This is a genomic window from Shewanella sp. NFH-SH190041, from assembly GCF_024363255.1.
In the GTDB taxonomy this organism is placed as follows: domain Bacteria; phylum Pseudomonadota; class Gammaproteobacteria; order Enterobacterales; family Shewanellaceae; genus Shewanella.
Genome location: NZ_AP026070.1, coordinates 361,355 through 378,026, shown reverse-complemented (window position 1 = coordinate 378,026; position 16,672 = coordinate 361,355). Strand labels below are relative to the sequence as shown.

Annotated in this window: 16 protein-coding genes, 1 tRNA gene and 1 pseudogene; 14 read left to right on the top strand and 4 right to left on the bottom strand. The window is 47.7% G+C overall.

Features of this window, described 5'->3' with window-relative positions; all coding sequences use genetic code 11:
* The first annotated feature begins 470 nt into the window (after positions 1 to 470).
* The gene (potE, locus tag NFHSH190041_RS01740) at positions 471 to 1,790 is read left to right on the top strand and encodes a putrescine-ornithine antiporter (protein ID WP_261923608.1); all 1,320 of its coding nucleotides are present in this window, start codon (positions 471 to 473) and stop codon (positions 1,788 to 1,790) included.
* Positions 1,791 to 1,844: 54 nt separating this feature from the next.
* Here potE and NFHSH190041_RS01735 read toward each other — a convergent pair.
* The 3 genes from NFHSH190041_RS01735 to plsB form a co-directional block, all read right to left on the bottom strand.
* Positions 1,845 to 1,918, bottom strand: a tRNA-Gly gene (locus NFHSH190041_RS01735).
* A gap of 67 nt (positions 1,919 to 1,985) precedes the next feature.
* Positions 1,986 to 3,233: a tryptophan permease gene (gene mtr, locus NFHSH190041_RS01730; RefSeq protein ID WP_261923607.1), complete on the bottom strand. Its 1,248-nt coding sequence runs from the start codon at positions 3,231 to 3,233 to the stop codon at positions 1,986 to 1,988.
* Between the two features lie 131 nt (positions 3,234 to 3,364).
* The gene (gene plsB, locus NFHSH190041_RS01725; RefSeq protein WP_261923606.1) at positions 3,365 to 5,782 is read right to left on the bottom strand and encodes a glycerol-3-phosphate 1-O-acyltransferase PlsB; all 2,418 of its coding nucleotides are present in this window, start codon (positions 5,780 to 5,782) and stop codon (positions 3,365 to 3,367) included.
* Positions 5,783 to 5,941: 159 nt separating this feature from the next.
* On the opposite strand from plsB, the gene lexA reads away from it, so the two are divergent.
* From lexA to NFHSH190041_RS01695, 6 genes and pseudogenes are all read left to right on the top strand, one after another.
* On the top strand, positions 5,942 to 6,565 hold the full coding sequence (gene lexA / locus NFHSH190041_RS01720; RefSeq protein ID WP_261923605.1) for a transcriptional repressor LexA: 624 nt from the start codon (positions 5,942 to 5,944) through the stop codon (positions 6,563 to 6,565).
* The gene (locus NFHSH190041_RS01715; protein ID WP_261923604.1) at positions 6,562 to 7,065 is read left to right on the top strand and encodes a cell division inhibitor SulA; all 504 of its coding nucleotides are present in this window, start codon (positions 6,562 to 6,564) and stop codon (positions 7,063 to 7,065) included. The genes lexA and NFHSH190041_RS01715 overlap by 4 nt, the downstream gene beginning before the upstream one ends.
* Positions 7,066 to 7,408: 343 nt before the next feature.
* Positions 7,409 to 8,515 (top strand): annotated as a pseudogene (gene coxB / locus NFHSH190041_RS01710) (cytochrome c oxidase subunit II); the annotation flags it as partial.
* Between the two features lie 20 nt (positions 8,516 to 8,535).
* On the top strand, positions 8,536 to 10,146 hold the full coding sequence (gene ctaD, locus NFHSH190041_RS01705) for a cytochrome c oxidase subunit I (RefSeq protein WP_261923603.1): 1,611 nt from the start codon (positions 8,536 to 8,538) through the stop codon (positions 10,144 to 10,146).
* Between the two features lies 1 nt (position 10,147).
* Positions 10,148 to 10,720, top strand: a complete 573-nt coding sequence (locus tag NFHSH190041_RS01700) for a cytochrome c oxidase assembly protein (RefSeq protein WP_261923602.1) — start codon at positions 10,148 to 10,150, stop codon at positions 10,718 to 10,720.
* On the top strand, positions 10,717 to 11,592 hold the full coding sequence (locus NFHSH190041_RS01695; protein WP_261923601.1) for a cytochrome c oxidase subunit 3: 876 nt from the start codon (positions 10,717 to 10,719) through the stop codon (positions 11,590 to 11,592). Before NFHSH190041_RS01700 ends, NFHSH190041_RS01695 begins: the two co-directional genes overlap by 4 nt.
* A gap of 8 nt (positions 11,593 to 11,600) precedes the next feature.
* Here NFHSH190041_RS01695 and NFHSH190041_RS01690 read toward each other — a convergent pair whose 3' ends face one another.
* Positions 11,601 to 11,819 carry a DUF2909 family protein gene (locus tag NFHSH190041_RS01690; RefSeq protein ID WP_261923600.1) on the bottom strand — a complete coding sequence of 73 codons (219 nt, stop codon included), beginning with the start codon at positions 11,817 to 11,819 and terminating at the stop codon, positions 11,601 to 11,603.
* A 34-nt stretch (positions 11,820 to 11,853) separates the two neighbouring features.
* On the opposite strand from NFHSH190041_RS01690, the gene NFHSH190041_RS01685 reads away from it, so the two are divergent.
* From NFHSH190041_RS01685 to NFHSH190041_RS01655, 7 genes are all read left to right on the top strand, one after another.
* Complete coding sequence (locus NFHSH190041_RS01685) at positions 11,854 to 12,564, top strand: SURF1 family protein (protein WP_261923599.1); 711 nt, start codon at positions 11,854 to 11,856, stop codon at positions 12,562 to 12,564.
* 38 nt (positions 12,565 to 12,602) lie between these two features.
* Positions 12,603 to 13,145 carry a hypothetical protein gene (locus NFHSH190041_RS01680; protein ID WP_261923598.1) on the top strand — a complete coding sequence of 181 codons (543 nt, stop codon included), beginning with the start codon at positions 12,603 to 12,605 and terminating at the stop codon, positions 13,143 to 13,145.
* Positions 13,145 to 14,128 (top strand): COX15/CtaA family protein, encoded by a 984-nt coding sequence (locus tag NFHSH190041_RS01675; protein WP_261923597.1) that lies wholly within the window; start codon positions 13,145 to 13,147, stop codon positions 14,126 to 14,128. The genes NFHSH190041_RS01680 and NFHSH190041_RS01675 overlap by 1 nt, the downstream gene beginning before the upstream one ends.
* 14 nt (positions 14,129 to 14,142) lie before the next feature.
* Entirely contained in the window at positions 14,143 to 15,048 is a 906-nt protein-coding gene (gene cyoE / locus NFHSH190041_RS01670; protein WP_261923596.1) for a heme o synthase, read from the top strand.
* A 4-nt stretch (positions 15,049 to 15,052) separates the two neighbouring features.
* Positions 15,053 to 15,673: an SCO family protein gene (locus NFHSH190041_RS01665; protein ID WP_261923595.1), complete on the top strand. Its 621-nt coding sequence runs from the start codon at positions 15,053 to 15,055 to the stop codon at positions 15,671 to 15,673.
* A gap of 329 nt (positions 15,674 to 16,002) precedes the next feature.
* A complete protein-coding gene (locus tag NFHSH190041_RS01660) occupies positions 16,003 to 16,284 on the top strand; it encodes a lipid asymmetry maintenance protein MlaB (RefSeq protein WP_261923594.1) in 282 nt (93 codons plus the stop codon).
* Positions 16,285 to 16,298: 14 nt separating this feature from the next.
* On the top strand, positions 16,299 to 16,661 hold the full coding sequence (locus tag NFHSH190041_RS01655; RefSeq protein ID WP_261923593.1) for a response regulator: 363 nt from the start codon (positions 16,299 to 16,301) through the stop codon (positions 16,659 to 16,661).
* The last annotated feature ends 11 nt before the right edge of the window (positions 16,662 to 16,672 follow it).

Here is a 16,672-nt window from a genome sequence, read left to right as displayed (position 1 = left end):
GCTGAAACGATTATTGAGTAGCAGTTAGATTTCAAGACATTTCAGTCACTAATTCTTGACTTAGTAAGTCATTAATAAAATGATCATATATCAGACATTTAACTTAGCTGATTAAATCCGCTTTTGACAAATAAAAATAAATCAATTAATTACAACAACTTAAATAGCTAGCAGCCAATAATAACGAGAAAGATATCTTATTATTCAGTCAATTGTGTCGAGTTAAATTATTAGCTTGTTTAATTTCATAGACTTAATTTAAAAGTAAAATAATAAGATAAATTTTTGTTTGAAATTCACCGAATAATTTATCTAGACTGCTGTAATTGTACAGGGACAAATTCGGCCATTGAATCCCACTTCAAAATAATCGAATTTGAGTTATTAACCTTATATTTCATTTTAAATAAATGAGTTAAAGGAGTTCATAAATCCATTTCAACCCGCAGATAATCTGGGAGTGATATTGAATGGCATCCGAAGCAAATAAAATGGGCCTGATGGGGCTGACAACCATAGTGACGGTCAACATGATGGGCTCTGGAATCATCATGTTACCGGCAAGTTTAGCGCAAACCGGAGCAATTTCGTTACTCAGCTGGCTAGTCACAGCCATCGGTGCCATGTGTATCGCCTATGCGTTTGCCAAATGTGGCATGTACTGCAATAAAGATGGCGGGATGTCGGCCTATTCCGCCGAGGCTCATGGTCGCTCTTCTTTTTTTATCGCATCTTACACTTACTATGTATGCTTGGTGATCAGTGCCGTTGCAATCGCAGTATCTTGTACCGGTTACTTAGAACCCTTTATTCCATGGTTAAAACAAAGCCCTATCAACACCTTTATCGGCGTAGTGGCCATTTTGATTTTAACCATGGTGGCCAACTTTAAAGGTCCACGTATCACAGGCCAGATTTCCGCGTTTACCGTTTGGGGAGTCATTATCCCCGTGGTAGGTCTGTCCATCATAGGTTGGTTTTGGTTTGATCCAAAAGTTTTTGCCTCAGCTTGGAACCCTCACAATATGGGGACCATGGACGCAGTGTCGTCTGGTATTGCGTTAACCTTGTGGGCCTTTTTAGGCATTGAGTCTGCAGGGGCTAATTCTGGGACAGTAAAAGATCCCCAGAAAAATGTGCCATTGGCTTGCATGCTCGCCACCAGTTTTACCGCGGTGGTTTATATCGCTTCCACCGCGGTAATCCAAGGGATTGTACCCAATGCCGCACTCGCCACCGCCGACGCGCCATTTGGGCTGGTTTACACCTATATGTTTAATAAAGAAGTTGGCCTCATTATTACCGCACTGGCGGTGATTGCCTGTATCGGCTCCCTACTTGGTTGGCAATTTACTAATGCCCAAGTATCCCGGGCAGCAGCTGATATTAAGTTGTTTCCTAAGATCTTTGGCGAAGTGACTAAAGATAATGCCCCCATTAAAGGCATGCTGATTATGTTGGCACTGGAACTAGCTTTAGCTGTAATGACAATTTCCCCAAGTCTGGTGAAACAATTTAATGTGTTGGTCAACTTGGCTGTATTTATCAATATGGTGCCGTATATCCTGTCTCTCACCGGATTGGAGGTCATACTGCGGAATAATAAAGTGGGAAGTAAGGAATACAAAACTGGCGCTGTCATTGGCAGTCTAGCCGTTATCTATAGCATTTACGGTGTTTATGCCTGTGGGGCCCAAGCCGTCTTCTATGGTGCGATTCTTACTTTGTTGGGTTATCTGTTTTATGGCTTTATCGCCGCAAGGGAAGCCAATGCCAGTTTAAAAGCCTAATCAAACGACAATAAAAAACGCCGCAGTGTTTGAGCACTGCGGCGTTATTAATTCTGGAGCGGGTGATGGGAATCGAACCCACGTTTGAAGCTTGGGAAGCTCCAGTTCTACCATTGAACTACACCCGCGAATGGGATGATAAATTACTGTTTTTTAAAAATCTGTCAAGCAGTTCATCCCCTAAAAGCGTGATACTTATCCATAAACCGGCAGAAGATTCGCCATCGCTAACAGATGACACGCTCCAGTAACAATACCGAAAACAATAACCAGTAAAATCAACGGGGTACCACCGGGCACTTTAAAACCACAGCCAGATGGATGTAATTGTCTAACCCGATAGGCCATCAATGCCGGCACAATCACGGCCCAAATACAGGCAGCCAGTGCCGCAAAACCTATCGCCACCAGAAACCCATTAGGGAATAACATGCCCATCACAGCAGGCGGCACAAATGTCACCAATGCAGTTTTAGTTCGACCTTTAAGGCTATCATCAAAGCCAAACAGATCCGCCAGATAATCAAATAGACCTAAGGTTACCCCCAGAAAAGAAGACGCTACGGCTAAATTGGCAAATAGAGTCAACATCGAGTTAAGCCAATCACTGGCAATAACTTGCTGCAGTGCCGACACCAATACCCCCATATTGCCACCCTCAGCAATAATAGGCACAAAATCACTACGGCTAATATTGCCCATAGTCGCCACTAACCAGCAAATATAAATCACTAACGCGAGGAATGTGCCACTAAAAATAGCCGCAACAATCTTACTCGGCGATTTACCGTAATATTTCACTAAGCTTGGCACATTGCCGTGATACCCGAAGCTCGCCAAACCAAATGGTAAGGCCGCCCACAAGTAAGGGGCAAAACTATTATGCCCATCTGGGATAAATAATTTAGCCGGCTCAACTTCAATTAATAAATTGCCCACCGCCATAAAGAAAGTGATCACCATGCCACCTAACATCACGGTCGTAATGCGATCGACTGCTTTCGTGCTGGCTAACACAACCGCCGCCAAAACAACGGCAAAAACCAATGCGGCCAAACTCTGTGGCAACACTATGCCAAGATTGGTCAAACTGTGATTCACAATCGAAGAGCCGCCGCTGATGTAAGCATAAGTCAGGATATACAGTACAAATGTAATAGAGGCACCGCTAACAATACGCCAGAATCGGCCAAGGGTATGACGAGTAAGGGTGTCAAAGCTGGCACCAGGCTCAAAATGCAGATTGGTTTCAAGCAAGAGTAGGCCGGACATCAGCATAATAAACCAGATCCCGATCAGTACCATCAGTGAGTAACCGAACCACATACCGGCACTAACGACTGGCAGGGAAAACATCCCCGCCCCCACGGTGGTGCCAGCAATAATCATTGCTCCACCCAATAACGATTTGCCCGCAGGGGCCGCATTCATATGATTCGCCATGGCTACTTACCAATTATTAGAGTTATGCCGTTAACCTATTGGATAACAGGTTTTCACAGGATACAAAAACGCCTGCAAAAAGCAGGCGTTTTCAGTCATATAATCAGCTTTATTGTTAGATTACCAGCAATTTAGTGCTCAGCTGCTACCGCATCCACAATTGTTTGTCTAACTGAGGAACGCAACAGAGTATTAGTATAACCTCGCATTTGCTCAATTTGCTCCAGCTCAGCATTACCAGCCAAATAACCAAGATCTTTCAGTCTGATACTCAACGTCGCATACAGCTTCTTATCATAAAACTCAGGTGCAGTAACACCATGCAAGGCACCAAGGCGCTGAGCCAACAGATGACTTTCCGCTTCCAACTCTGCCCGCTCAATCGTCGGACGAGATGCCAATAGATTGAAGATAATGGCATAACGCTGCATTGTCTCGCTGATCAGTCCTGACAGTAATAGCAGCGTATTGATCTTACTGTTGTTTACCTCGAAGGACTCATTGCCACTGATCAAACCCTCTTGCTTAAACTGCACCAAAAGCTGATCGATATAACTATCTAGATCCTTGATATCCATAAACAGTTCAGCTTCCAGTAAGGCATAAAATGCCTTAGCGATTTGCAGCAACTGCTGACGGGAACAGTTGTCATAACGCAATAAAATGTTCGCAATCAGTGCCGGAATAATCAGTAAGTGAATGATGTTATTACGGTAGTAGGTCATTGATAGCTTATGGGCAGGTTCGAGGCTGATAATATTGCCCAGCGCGTCACTTTCCTGCACCAGCTTTTTCAACTCAAGTCCCTGATCAACTAATGACTGACCATCGCCATCCACCACAGATGCATAAGGCGTGTAAGGTACTTCTTTTAGCAGCTTGAGATAAAAATCCAGTTGGTTTTCCAACTGATTACGCTCAAGAGCATTCTGCTCTGCCGCCAACAAAACTGCACTGCTCAAAGTCACTGAACTGGCAGCCGCCGCGCCATTGATATGGGTCATCACTTCAGTCGCCAAAGAGTTAACCACAGGTGTCAACCAGCTTGGCTTATTATCAGGTTCTTGAGCTAACTGTTCGCGCCAATCACTGACTTTCTCAGTTAAAAAGTTCTGTAGGGTGATTGGTTCACCAAAGTTAACATAGCCCTGACCGAAGTTACCCAACTTGCGGATAGCGCCAAATACTTGCCAAACGGACTCTTTCTTTTTCTTCTTACCGCTCAATTCCTTATGGTACGTAGCCACTTCCATAACATGGTCATACCCCAGATAAACTGGCACCAAGGTTACCGGGCGCTCAATACCACGCAGTACGCTGTTTACTGTCATGGCCAACATACCGGTTTTGGGTACCAGTAAACGACCTGTGCGGGAACGGCCACCTTCAGTGAAATATTCCACCGAATAACCTTTAGCGAACAGTTGATCCAGATACTCGCGGAACACCGCAGTGTAAAGTTTATTACCGTTAAAACTGCGACGGATAAAGAATGCACCGCCCCGACGGAACAGCGGCCCTGCGGGCCAGAAATTCAGGTTGATCCCGGCGGCAATATGCGGTGGCACCATTCCTTGGAAATAAAGAATGTAAGACAGCAACAAATAATCCATATGGCTGCGGTGGCAAGGCACATACACAATTTCATGGCCATCATGGTGTAATTGGCGGATCTGCTCAGCACCTTTAATATTGATGCCGCTATATAACTTGTTCCATAGCCAGGTCAATAACCGCTCAGCGATCCGGATCAGACTGTCAGAATAATCTGCTGCAATCTCATCCATATACTCCATGGCCTTATCACGGGCTTCGCTTTCCGGGATCTTTTTACTAATAGCTTCTTCTGCTATCGCCCGTTTCACTGAGTCCGAATTAAGTAAGGAGTGGAATAACGCCTGACGGTTTGGCAGGGCAGGCCCTGTCATCACCTTACGCTGCCGACGGAAATGCACCCGAGCTACTCGGGCCAATTTGTGGGCGATGGAATGATCTGTGCCGTGTTCATCGGCCATATAACGCAGAGAAACCGCATTAGAGAACTGGATAAAGTTATGTCGACCCAGGAACAAGATCATCAAACTTTTACGCAACCAACTAGGATCTTCACGCTCCAACACCGCGGCTTTCATGGTGTCATCATCTTTACCTGGTGTACGCCCCCAAAACAGACTGACAGGCACCAACTGTACATCTAACTCTTCATCCTGCTGATGCATAGTTAACAGGCGGGTAAATGATTGAAGGAACTCTTCATCGCCGCAACGCTGTCCAAACAAGGGCTGCGCCCCTTCTAAACAGACCAGACGCGGCACTTGCTGCCCCTTCAGTAATAACGGTTCATCTGGGGAAGGCAAACCCAACTTAAGACAGGTTTCTCTTAATACATTGATGTCACTTAACGATTCCGTTTTTAGGACATACACCATGGGCCGATTGGCATCCAAATTAAGATCAGCGAACGGATCCTGCGGTACCGTAATGGTGTGTACCAGCTTTTTCTGAATCCATCGCAGGGCCTTAAACCCCAAAGAGTCATGTTTTGACATTATTTATAGCAATCTGCTTCACATCGAATTGCGGCATAGAATATCAGACATACAACACCTTGCGCTATTACTGCCAAAATCTGCCCTATTGGTTAATACTTGCACTGGTTAAAATACTGTATATACTAACAGTTACTGTATGAAAAGACAGGGAACAACATGAGACCGCTGACGCCACGCCAAGCAGAAATTCTTGAGCTGATTAAACGAAATATCCAGGATACTGGCATGCCGCCAACCCGGGCTGAAATTGCTGCCAGATTAGGCTTTAAAAGTGCCAATGCCGCAGAAGAACACCTCAAAGCCCTGGCCAGAAAAGGCTGTATTGAAATTATGCCCGGCACGTCCCGTGGTATCCGCCTAATCCAGGAAGAAAGTAGTAATGATGACGATGCAGGTTTGCCATTAATCGGCCAAGTTGCTGCCGGGGAACCTATCCTGGCCCAAGAACATGTCGAACAGTATTACCAAGTCGATCCCGCAATGTTCCGACCATCAGCAGATTTTCTGCTTCGGGTACGGGGCGACAGCATGAAGAATATCGGTATTCTGGAAGGTGATTTGCTGGCAGTGCACAAAATGCAAGAAGCCAGAAATGGCCAAGTTGTTGTTGCTCGCGTTGAAGATGATGTCACGGTAAAACGCTTCGAAAAACAAGGTGAACTCGTCTACCTCCATGCAGAAAATGAAAATTACGCACCTATTAAAGTGGATCTGCGCTATCAGCATTTAACCATCGAAGGTCTGGCTGTTGGGGTAATCCGCAACGGGGACTGGCTATGAAAAAAGTATTGGGCGTAGCGCCTAGGCATCCGGGGCTATGGAAAAACCCGGCTTTCAGCAAAACACCAGCAGAAGTGATTCACACATTAAAATCCAGGGATCATGGCCTTAATGAACTGCGGGCTCACGCAGCTGTACTGGCACAACTCAGCCAGCAGGGGCGTTGGATTGTGCTGATTAATGCGCCCAATATTGGCTACAAACAGGTTCTTGCCAATGCCGAAGTGCGTATGGACCGGGTGTTACTGGTGCGTGCAAGAGACGAAGTTGAGGCGTTATGGGCCATGGAAAAAGCCCTGACCAGTGGTACGTCCAGTGCTGTAGTCACTTGGTCGACACCTTTGGATGACAGAGATAACCGCCGACTCCAGCTTGTGGCTAAGAGTGCTCGAGCAACAGGATGGCTGATTGAAAATGTAAGTGTTCACAAACACGAAGAAGTAGAAAATAACTACTGTTTACCTTTATTACCGGCCACTAACTTACCCGCTGTACATTAGTTGATTTATTTATCAGCCCCAACTTTCGGGGCTGTACCCGCTATATCAAAGATAATTCTTGACCTTGATCAAACTTTAAACAGCAAGTAATGTAACTTCATGGTGTTGCATTTTTAGCCGCATTTGTTTTGCATCGTCTAAAATCAGACACTTGGACATATAAATCGATAATGAACACCAGCGATAAGTGTGCCGTTTGATGTCAGTCAGACTGTGTTAATCACATCAATACACTTGCAGTCATCGTTGCTTTTTGTGGGAACTGAAGAGTTTGCATAGAGCATAGTATTACTGTGTGGCTCTTCTTTGTAGTTGCATTTGCAATTGACAGAGGAGATGTCTTTTGAAGCATTTGCTGTATTTGATAGCGGGGTTAAGTTCTCCCGTAATGGCATCTGAATTGCCACTGAATATGACCAAGGGTGTGACTGAAATCAGTCAACAGGTCTACGACCTTCACATGATCATCCTCTATATCTGCTGTGTTATCGGTATCGTGGTATTTGGACTGATGTTCTATGCCATGATTAAACATCGCAAATCTAAAGGCGCTGTACCGGCGCAATTTCACGAAAGTACCAAAGTTGAAATCATCTGGACCTTGATTCCATTCGTGATTCTGATCGGCATGGCAATCCCAGCCACCAGCACTCTTATTGCCATGGAAGATACCTCAGATGCAGATTTAACCGTGCTGATCACCGGTTCACAATGGAAATGGCACTACAAATATTTCGATGATGATGTGGAGTTTTACTCCATTCTCGCCACCCCCAGAGACCAAATCGATGGCAATGCCCCAAAAGGAACCAATTACTTGCTGGAAGTTGATAAACCTCTGGTGCTGCCCATTGATAAAAAAATCCGCTTTTTAATGACATCAGAAGACGTAATTCATTCTTGGTGGGTACCTGATTTTGCAGTTAAAAAAGATGCCAATCCTGGGTTCATTAATGAAGCTTGGACCAAAATCGATCAGCCCGGCACTTACCGGGGCCAGTGCGCTGAACTCTGTGGCAAAGACCATGGCTTTATGCCCATCGTTGTTAAAGCACTACCACAGGCAGAGTACGCTGCTTGGATGGCTGAACAGAAGCAAGCTGTCACAACTGCAGCGGTCGAGGCTAAAGCAGCACTGAGTCAAACGCTGTCGATGGATCAGCTGATGCAGCAAGGGGAACAGGTTTATCTGTCCCATTGTGCCGCCTGTCACCAACCCAATGGCGCCGGTCTGCCAGGGGTCTTCCCTGGACTGATAAAAAGCCCCGTCATCGAAGGCCCGCTTGCTGGGCATTTAGATATTGTGATTAACGGTAAACCCGGCACTGCAATGCAATCCTTCAGTAAACAGCTCACCGCACAGGAAATTGCCGCAGTGATTACCTATGAACGTAATGCCTGGGGTAATGATACCGGAGATATGGTGCAAGCCGTTGATGTCAACAGCCACGGTCAGTAAAGGGAATTAATATGAATAGCACAACACAAGAACCCGATATCGAACTGGCACAGGGTCATCAGGACGATCATCACCATGATGGACCACCGAAAGGCATCATGCGCTGGCTGCTAACCACCAACCACAAAGATATCGGCACCCTATATCTCTGGTTCAGTTTTATTATGTTTTTAATTGGCGGTGCCATGGCCATGGTGATCCGTGCTGAATTATTTCAACCTGGCCTGCAATTGGTAGAGCCCAACTTCTTTAATCAGATGACCACAGTTCATGGCCTGATTATGGTATTTGGCGCGGTAATGCCAGCCTTTACCGGACTCGCGAACTGGTTAATACCTATGATGATTGGTGCGCCGGACATGGCGCTGCCGAGGATGAATAACTGGAGTTTCTGGATCCTGCCATTTGCGTTTCTGATCCTGCTAAGTTCCCTGTTTATGGAGGGCGGAGCCCCTAACTTCGGCTGGACCTTTTATGCGCCACTGTCCACGACCTATAGCCCAGACAGTACCGCGTTATTCGTCTTCTCTGTCCATATTATGGGGATCAGCTCCATCATGGGCGCCATCAATGTCATTGTCACCATAGTCAACATGCGGGCGCCGGGGATGACGTGGATGAAATTGCCATTATTTGTCTGGACTTGGCTTATCACGGCATTTTTGCTGATTATGGTGATGCCGGTACTGGCCGGAGTGGTCACCATGGTACTGACGGATAAATACTTTGGTACCAGTTTTTTTGATGCCGCCGGCGGCGGTGATCCTGTGATGTTCCAGCATATTTTCTGGTTCTTCGGGCACCCGGAAGTTTACATTATGATCCTGCCATCTTTTGGCATTATCTCGTCGATTATCCCCGCGTTTAGCCGCAAAAAATTGTTTGGCTACTCCTCTATGGTGTACGCCACCGCCAGTATTGCCATCCTGTCATTTCTGGTCTGGGCTCACCATATGTTCACCACTGGAATGCCGGTTGCCGCCGAACTATTCTTTATGTATTGCACCATGCTGATCGCAGTGCCTACAGGGGTTAAAGTCTTTAACTGGGTTGCCACCATGTGGCGTGGCGCGCTGACATTTGAAACCCCAATGCTGTTCTCACTGGCCTTTATTATTCTGTTCACCATAGGTGGGTTTTCCGGCCTGATGCTGGCAATCACCCCGGCGGATTTCCAGTATCATGACACCTACTTTGTTGTCGCCCATTTCCATTATGTCTTGGTATCAGGGGCAGTCTTTTCCATTATGGCCGCCGCATATTACTGGCTGCCCAAATGGACTGGACATATGTATGACGACCGACTGTCAAAATGGCACTTCTGGTGCTCACTCATTTCAGTCAATGTACTGTTTTTCCCCATGCACTTTGTTGGCTTGGCAGGCATGCCCCGCCGTATTCCAGATTATGCGCTGCAGTTTGCCGATATCAATCAAATCGTTTCTATCGGAGGCTTTGCCTTTGGCTTATCCCAGCTAATCTTCCTTGCCGTCGTCATCAAGTGTATTCGCGGCGGTGAGGCAGCCCCGGCCAAGCCATGGGAAGGGGCCGAAGGGCTGGAATGGACAATTCCAAGCCCAGCACCGTACCACACCTTCAGCACACCACCGGAGGTGAAATAATATGACGCAGGAGAAAGGGCGAAGCCATAGTCGATTGATCGCCCTGCTACTGCTGGGGGCGGCTGGCATGTTCGGTTTTGGCTTTGCATTAGTGCCACTCTACGATGTGCTGTGTCAGGCGTTAGGGATTAATGGTAAAACCAATGATACCCCGCAGCAGTACCAAGCCATGGTGGTTGATGAAAACCGATTGGTGACAGTGGAGTTTATTGCCCAAATCCCAGGGAGTATGCCCTGGGAGTTTGGCCCTAAAGTCAAACGCATGCAGGTTAACCCAGGCCAATTAATCCGTACCGCATTTATTGCCACCAACTTATCGGACACGCCCCTGACTGGCCAAGCGGTTCCTTCCGTCTCCCCCGGACAGGGCGCAGCCTATTTCAATAAAACCGAATGTTTCTGCTTTAACCGGCAGCAACTCGATGCCCGTGCCAGTGCTGAATTGCCGTTGATTTTTTATGTGGATCCAGATCTTCCCGCGGACATTAACACGCTAACGCTTTCATACACCCTATTTGATATTACCGCCCGGGAGTCAGGCGGCGGGAATGCGGGGCAAGGAGTCGCCAAATGACAGTCAAACAACAAGCCTATTATGTTCCAGCCCAAAGTGCCTGGCCCATTATCGGTGCTATCGGGTTATTTCTAATTGCTTTCGGCGCTGGCAGTTTTATCTCCCAACTAAAACAAGGCGGCGGTAGTGGCGGCTATATTCTGCTACTCGGGATTGCAGTGATCCTATTTATGCTGGTCGGCTGGTTTCGTAATGTCATCCATGAGTCCATGTCAGGTCTGTATTCTGAACAGATGGATCGCTCATTCAGGCAGGGAATGAGTTGGTTTATTATCTCGGAAATTATGTTCTTTGGCGCATTTTTCGGGGCACTGTTTTATGTCCGGATGTTCGCAGTCCCTTGGCTTGGCGGCGCATCCAATAACCTAATGACCCATGAAGTGCTTTGGCCCGGATTTCAGGCCATCTGGCCCCTCACCCTGACCCCAGACGGCACCACAACTGAAGCCATGGGTTGGGCTGGGCTGCCGCTCATCAACACCATTTTGCTGTTAACTTCATCCTTTACTTTGCATTTTGCCCACACCAGCTTAGAAGCAGGAAAACGCAGTGCGCTAACTGCTTGGCTCGGGGCCACCATTGTACTGGGATTGTTATTCCTATCTGGTCAGGTACTGGAATATATCTATGCCTATCGGGATATGGGACTAACACTCGATGCCGGTATTTATGGCAACACCTTTTTCATGCTCACCGGATTCCATGGTTTGCATGTCACTTTGGGGGCAGTGTTTTTAATCGTGCTATTTATGCGCATCCAAAAGGGGCATTTCACCCCGGAACATCACTTTGCCTTCCAAGCCGGTAGTTGGTATTGGCACTTTGTTGATGTGGTGTGGCTGTGTCTATTTGTGTTTGTTTACATTCTCTGAGCCCGTACTCAGTAAGGTCTGGGGTTGGGTGTTATCAGCCCCAGTGCTAATGCCAACAACAGTAACAGCATAATTACGGCAGAAAACCAGACCCGGCGGCCAAGGAAACGGCTCATGGGCATGCGGCGGTCCCTACGGATCATAATCACCATGGCTCGCCCAAGATTAAACAGTACCATCAGCAGTAGGAGTACGAGTATCACTTTAAAAACAATCACAAAATCCATTTTATCTCCCTGGCCGTTACGCCGGTGGGTAAGGTTGTTTTTTATCGTTTTTACTCTGGGGATTTTTAGCCTGATGGTCAAGCTCGGTTATTGGCAACTCGATAGAGCCGAACAAAAACAGCGCTGGCAACAACAACTGGAGCACCGCATCAATGTCAGCCCATTGAGCCTGAGTCAATTACAACGCCAGTTACAAAAGGAAGATAACCCCAGTGGTTTTCGCGCTGATATTGCCGGCATTGCCATTGATAAAGTGCTGCTATTAGACAATCAAGTCGTCAAGGGGCAAGTAGGCTATCTCGCTTATCAGCCGCTGCAGCTAACGACGCAATCACCCTGGCTGTTGATTGAACTGGGGTTTATTGCCACTGGGGCTGAGCGAGCAATCCTGCCCCAAACACCCCGAATGCAAGGGCATTACCACCTCACGGGCAAGCTTTATCGCCGAGAAGCCAATCCCTTGAGCAAAGATTTATTACCAGAGCCAGGCTGGCCAAGTCGGATACAAAACCTCCACTTCAAGCAGCTCGCGAAATTAATGGGGCATGATGTGCTGCCCGTGGTGCTGCAACCGGACACTATCCCCAGCATAAATCTCCCCCGCCCCTGGCAGCCTATTCCCATGCCATCAGAGCGTCACCTTGGTTACGCCCTGCAATGGTTTTCATTGGCCGGTGCACTGGCACTACTGAGTACGCTATTTGCCATCCGCCAAATTAAATCAAGGGTGCAACCACCCACCTAATGTTTATGGATAATCGTTTGATAACGAGAGGAGCAGGAATGAACTCCCAAACCCGAAGTAAAATGAGCCTGATACTTGTGCTGTTTGCCTTTATTCTCCCGGTCGCGCTGGCCAAACTGGTTCTGGACAACCAATGGTATGAAACCGGCGTAACCAATAAAGGCCAACTGTTTCCGACGCCCCTGAGTTATCAGGGCATGTTGCAAGATAATCCCCAGCCTGGCCGTTGGCAGTTGCTTTATTTATTGCCGTCACAATGCCACCAGCAATGCTTAGACCGACTCTACATTTTGCAACAAAGCCACACTGCATTGGGCAAGCACCGAGACCGGGTAACCCCGCTGATTATGCTAACGCCTCACTCGGATGCAGCCATTGCAGCAGAGTTATCCCTCCCCCAGCATCAAGCCAATCAAGCCATGCAAATAGCATTAGCACAAGGCGCCATCGTAATTGCCGATCCTCAAGGCAATTTAGTGATGCAATATCCTCAGGTAACAGATCACAACGCTCAGTTAGCCCAAGGGAAAGATTTACTGGCTGATCTGCGTAAAATGCTCAAACTGTCGAGGATTGGCTGATGACATTAACCACACTACTGCGGATAACGCTGGTTTTTACCCTGATAGTGATCATCCTCGGCGCTTACACCCGACTAGAAGATGCAGGACTCGGTTGCCCGGATTGGCCGGGGTGCTATGGCCAATTAACCGTGCCAACCCAAACAGGGGACATACAACAGGCACAACAGTTATTTCCCGGGCTTGAAGTTGATCAATACAAAGCTTGGCTAGAAATGATCCACCGTTATGTGGCAGGCACCCTTGGTTTACTGGTGCTCTGGATAGGTATCCGCTGCTGGAAAGATCAAGACTCTCCCAATAAATTACCGGCAGCAATTGCAGTATTAATTTTGTTTCAGGCTGCACTGGGAATGTGGACTGTCACCATGAAACTGATGCCCATTGTCGTGATGGCACATTTGCTCGGTGGTTTTACTCTACTGTCATTATTACTACTGCTATATCTCAGAACCCGGCCATTGCGGATCCCCGGCGGCGATGCCCCCGCACGCCGTCTGGCGCCCTTAGCAGCCATAGGCTTAGTCATTTTAATTGCTCAAATTGCACTGGGCGGCTGGACCTCTTCAAACTATGCTGCACTGGCCTGCACGGCGCTTCCTTTATGTGAGGGCGACTGGTCAAGCAATCTCACACTGATAGAGGCTTTCTCGCCATTTCAGGGGCAACACGCCAGTTTTGAATATGGGGTACTGGATTATCCAGCGCGAATGACCATCCATGTGGCCCACCGTATCGGTGCCATTATTACCGCTGCAGTGCTGTTATATCTGGCCCTGCAACTCTGGCGGCAAGCCCGCAGCCGCACCCTACAACGCAGCGCTGTCATACTGGTCCTTCTTTTGATTGTTCAACTACTGTTGGGCATTTCCAATATTGTGCTGCACCTGCCGCTTGGTATTGCAGTTTCCCACAATGTCGGTGCGGCGCTGCTGTTGCTGACCATGGTCTTTATCAATTACGCCCTATGGCGCAAGGCATAACAAGGAGCTCAGTTATGGCAAAAAATCTTACTCTCAGCGCAATAGGCAACCGGAGCTGGCCCCAATGGCAGGCTTATTATGAAATGACCAAACCTAAAGTGGTGGCACTGATGCTACTGACAGTACTGGTCGGTATGTGTCTAAGCCAACCCGGAACTCTGCCCCTCAAACCTTTGCTGTTTGGACTGATTGGGATCGGCATGATGTCCGCTGCGGCGGCGGCCTTCAATCATCTGATTGACCGCGAAATTGATGCCAAAATGGCCAGAACATATAACCGCCCTCTGCCTAAAGGCAAAGTCAGCGCCAACCGCGCAGCCATTTTCGCCGCGACGCTAGCGCTCATCGGCTTTGCCCTGCTTTACCTGCAGGTTAATCCACTAACCGCGTGGTTAACACTGGCCAGTCTGCTGGGGTATGCCCTTATCTACACCACCTACCTAAAACGAGCCACCCCTCAGAATATTGTTATCGGCGGCTTAGCCGGGGCTATGCCGCCGCTATTAGGCTGGACGGCAATTACTGGGCAATTTCATGGGCATGGTCTGTTACTGGTGATCATTATTTTTGCTTGGACACCCCCACACTTCTGGGCATTAGCCATTCACCGGCGAGCGGATTATGCCAAGGTAGATATTCCTATGTTACCGGTGACGCACGGCACCGAATTTACCAAAACCTGCATTTTGCTTTATACCATTTTACTCGCCATCGCCTGCTTGCTCCCCGTCTTAGTCGGCATGTCAGGGCCACTTTATCTGGTCAGCGCAACATTACTCAGTTGCGGCTTTATCTATAAAGCATGGCAGTTGAAATTTGCCGACTATCCCGGGCTTGCGATGCAAGTATTTAAATTCTCTATCTATCACCTAATGCTGCTGTTTTTAGCATTAATGCTGGATCATTACCTGTGGAGCTAAATCGATGGCAAAATGGTTAACAATCGCAGCGGCAATATTGCTCTTACTGGGCGGGATTAGCACCAGTCTGCGCTGGCAACAAAATCAAACCCCCACACTGCAAACCAGTTATCTGTTCCCGGCCCCGAAGCCTCTGTCTCAGATACAGCTAACAGATCAACATGGTCAGCCATTTGGTACCGAGCAATTAAAAGGAAAGTGGAGCCTGTTTTTTATCGGTTTTACCTCCTGTCCGGATATCTGCCCAACCACAATGGGCAAACTCACTGCCGCTTATGAGGGGTTAAACCAATATGCTCCGTTGCAAGTAATTTTTCTCTCCGTTGACCCCGAGCGGGATAGCAAAGAAAAACTGAAAAACTATATGGCATTTTTTAATCCGGAATTTATTGCAGTAACTGCGCCTCACAGCCAGCTTTATCCCCTTACCCGCGAGCTGGGGATGATTTATACCATGGTCGGTGAAGGGCAGGATTATACTGTGGATCACAGTGCCTCCATGGTGCTGGTCAATCCCCAAGGGGAAAAAGTTGCTGTCATAAAACCCCGCTCAGAGGGCAGTAACCAACCCCATATCCGCCTAAGTGAATTAGTAGCTGACGTGCAACAAATCCAGCGTCTCTGAATTGAATCAATAATCCGTTTGCTGAGGGGAGTTACCCTCCCCTCGCCCACCAATAGCAATATCAGTGGCACTAGGACCAAACTAACCTTACGTATATCCCGCTTATCCCTTCTGGCTTTTCATCGGTTAGAGAACGTCATAGGGTTCTGCGCATCAATGCGCCATCAATAGTCTTATCTGAAATTTTCGCAACTGAAGTGATCCCAATCCGGCGTCACTAAGTAGACATTTGGCTGGAAAAAAATATTTATTCCGCAGGCAATCCTGCTTTTTGCCGTCTATCTTTTGAATACACAAGGAAAGTACCGGGTCAAACCCAGGAATGACCAATGGCAGGATGCACATTTAAATTTGCGCCTGAGCTGACTATACGATCAGTTCAAGACACCCACTCTCATCTGCAGGAGCAGCTCAGTCAGCATAACGCTCTAACGCTGGATACCTGCGAGTTATCTCGCATAGACACTGCCGGAGCACAACTACTGCTTTGGCTTTCCCTGCACGCCGACAAAGGCGAACTCAATCTGAGTTGGCAAGCTGGTAGCCCAGAGCTACTGACTCAACTCAACAGTCTTGGCATCCACATCCCTGGACTCAGTTCTGAAATCTGAAAGGAATACATCACATGAAAAAAATACTGGCAGTTGATGATTCAGCATCAATGCGGCAGATGGTCGGCTTTACTTTGAAAACCGCCGGCTTTGATGTGACCGAAGCATCCAACGGCGATGAAGCACTGAAGGTTGCCCAGCAAGGGCAGTACGACCTGGTGATTTCTGACGTCAATATGCCGGTGATGGATGGTATCACCCTGATCCGTAACCTTAGAACATTGCCGACCTATAAGTTCACGCCGCTGTTAATGCTCACCACTGAATCAGGCGGTGAGAAAAAGCAAGAAGGTCGTGCTGCCGGAGCTACCGGCTGGATAGTCAAACCCTTTAACCCTGATCAACTGCTGGCCACGGTCCGCAAAGTGCTGGGATAACGCGCCCGAAG

Bases quoted from the DNA above. Each gene is read 5' to 3' on its own strand.
- mtr (WP_261923607.1), bottom strand. From the start codon at position 3,233: ATGGCGAATCATATGAATGCGGCCCCTGCGGGCAAATCGTTATTGGGT.
- plsB (WP_261923606.1), bottom strand. From the start codon at position 5,782: ATGTCAAAACATGACTCTTTGGGGTTTAAGGCCCTGCGATGGATTCAG.
- cyoE (WP_261923596.1), top strand. From the start codon at position 14,143: ATGGCAAAAAATCTTACTCTCAGCGCAATAGGCAACCGGAGCTGGCCC.
- NFHSH190041_RS01700 (WP_261923602.1), top strand. From the start codon at position 10,148: ATGACGCAGGAGAAAGGGCGAAGCCATAGTCGATTGATCGCCCTGCTA.
- NFHSH190041_RS01675 (WP_261923597.1), top strand. From the start codon at position 13,145: ATGACATTAACCACACTACTGCGGATAACGCTGGTTTTTACCCTGATA.
- NFHSH190041_RS01715 (WP_261923604.1), top strand. From the start codon at position 6,562: ATGAAAAAAGTATTGGGCGTAGCGCCTAGGCATCCGGGGCTATGGAAA.
- NFHSH190041_RS01690 (WP_261923600.1), bottom strand. From the start codon at position 11,819: ATGGATTTTGTGATTGTTTTTAAAGTGATACTCGTACTCCTACTGCTG.
- NFHSH190041_RS01660 (WP_261923594.1), top strand. From the start codon at position 16,003: ATGGCAGGATGCACATTTAAATTTGCGCCTGAGCTGACTATACGATCA.
- NFHSH190041_RS01680 (WP_261923598.1), top strand. From the start codon at position 12,603: ATGAACTCCCAAACCCGAAGTAAAATGAGCCTGATACTTGTGCTGTTT.
- lexA (WP_261923605.1), top strand. From the start codon at position 5,942: ATGAGACCGCTGACGCCACGCCAAGCAGAAATTCTTGAGCTGATTAAA.
- NFHSH190041_RS01695 (WP_261923601.1), top strand. From the start codon at position 10,717: ATGACAGTCAAACAACAAGCCTATTATGTTCCAGCCCAAAGTGCCTGG.
- ctaD (WP_261923603.1), top strand. From the start codon at position 8,536: ATGAATAGCACAACACAAGAACCCGATATCGAACTGGCACAGGGTCAT.
- NFHSH190041_RS01655 (WP_261923593.1), top strand. From the start codon at position 16,299: ATGAAAAAAATACTGGCAGTTGATGATTCAGCATCAATGCGGCAGATG.
- NFHSH190041_RS01665 (WP_261923595.1), top strand. From the start codon at position 15,053: ATGGCAAAATGGTTAACAATCGCAGCGGCAATATTGCTCTTACTGGGC.
- potE (WP_261923608.1), top strand. From the start codon at position 471: ATGGCATCCGAAGCAAATAAAATGGGCCTGATGGGGCTGACAACCATA.